The organism is Xenorhabdus bovienii, from assembly GCF_024721015.1.
In the GTDB taxonomy this organism is placed as follows: domain Bacteria; phylum Pseudomonadota; class Gammaproteobacteria; order Enterobacterales; family Enterobacteriaceae; genus Xenorhabdus; species Xenorhabdus bovienii.
Genome location: NZ_JANAIF010000291.1, coordinates 1 through 636 on the forward strand (window position 1 = coordinate 1; position 636 = coordinate 636).

Consider the following 636-nt stretch of genomic DNA (forward strand, 5'->3'; position numbering starts at 1 on the left):
GGTTTGATTATGCTGCCGGGTCTTTATGGCAGGCCGGTCATCTGACCGGGTACGCGGACGGCAGCGCCCGGTTATTCTTCGCTTTTCACCACCTGATTATTGACGCGGTGTCCTGGCGCATCATTGCGGAAGATATGCGTTTATTACTGCAAGGCGCAACCCTGCCACCGAAGACCAGCAGCTACCGCCAGTGGGTGGCCGCGGTTCATCATTATGCGGCGCGCCATCAACAGGAAGTGCCCTACTGGCAGCGGGTGATGGCCGGGAAAGAGACTGAACCGGCAGCCGGTGAAGCCAGCCAGCACCGGTTGGTGCTCTCTGCCAAACTGACCGATACCCTGTTGCGGGAGGCCAATTCCGGTTACCACACGGAGATAAACGACTTACTCCTGAGTGCGCTCACCCTGGCGTTGTCGGCCAGTTTTTCACGCCCGGTGAATCACATCATTCTGGAAGGGCATGGCCGGGAGTCCATCGATACCACGCTGGATGTCTCAGAAACCGTGGGGTGGTTTACCACGGTGTATCCGGTACGCCTGGAAATGCAGGCGGGGGTGACGGAAACCATAATCCACACCAAAGAGATGCTCAGGGCGGTGCCGAATAAAGGGATAGGGTACGGGGCCTTGCATCAGG

At 58.3% G+C, this 636-nt stretch carries 1 protein-coding gene; it reads left to right on the forward strand.

Going from position 1 to position 636, the window contains the following annotated elements; genetic code table 11:
- Positions 1–636: condensation domain-containing protein (locus tag NXS07_RS20640; protein ID WP_258087589.1), on the forward strand; the 636-nt coding region annotated here is incomplete at both ends.